The organism is Prevotella sp. BV3P1, assembly GCF_000479005.1.
Lineage (GTDB): Bacteria > Bacteroidota > Bacteroidia > Bacteroidales > Bacteroidaceae > Prevotella.
This window is the reverse complement of sequence record NZ_AWXC01000022.1, coordinates 1-542: the sequence shown is the minus strand read 5'-3', so window position 1 is coordinate 542 and position 542 is coordinate 1. Positions and strand designations below refer to the sequence as shown.

Genomic DNA, 542 nt, shown 5'->3' with positions numbered 1-542 from the left:
TGTAAAAGCCCTGTGTGTCCATCACAGACTACCGCCACTATCTTTGTTCCTCCATCTTTTATATCTTCAAGTCCTGAGAGATACTCCTTGTTGGTTTCATTCTTAACAAATTTGCGATAAAGGATCTTTCCCGAAGTTGCATCTTGGAATAACATTACGCCAAATGTTCTGGAGAAATATGTTGTATCAATTATGACAGTTGCTTCCTTAGGAAAGGAAGGGTTAAAACTCTCTGCTACCAACTTCAGTTTTCTGCGTATTGTTCTCTCCGAACATTTATGCATAACTGACAGTTCTTTGACGGTTCGTTTCTCTGTCAGATAGCTTTGCCATAATGTTGTACTGTCAATGCGGCGACCGCCTTGAAATTGCTTCTTGCAATCACCGCAAAAATACATTTGCAGCCCCCGACGATGACCGTTCTTTTTAACATTTGAGCTGCCACAGAATACACATGTTTTTTATTCATAGGTTTTCAAATGGCACAAAGGTAATAAATAAAGGACATCTGGAGCTTTTCAGCCTACCAAATGTCCATTACG

The 542-nt window shown here is 39.9% G+C and carries 1 protein-coding gene; it reads right to left on the bottom strand.

Annotated features, from left to right (window positions below; translation table 11 throughout):
- Positions 1 to 398 (bottom strand): IS256 family transposase, variant Zn-binding type (locus tag HMPREF1254_RS12290; protein WP_442792395.1); only part of this gene is annotated, 398 nt, incomplete at its 3' end.
- Between the last annotated feature and the right edge of the window lie 144 nt (positions 399 to 542).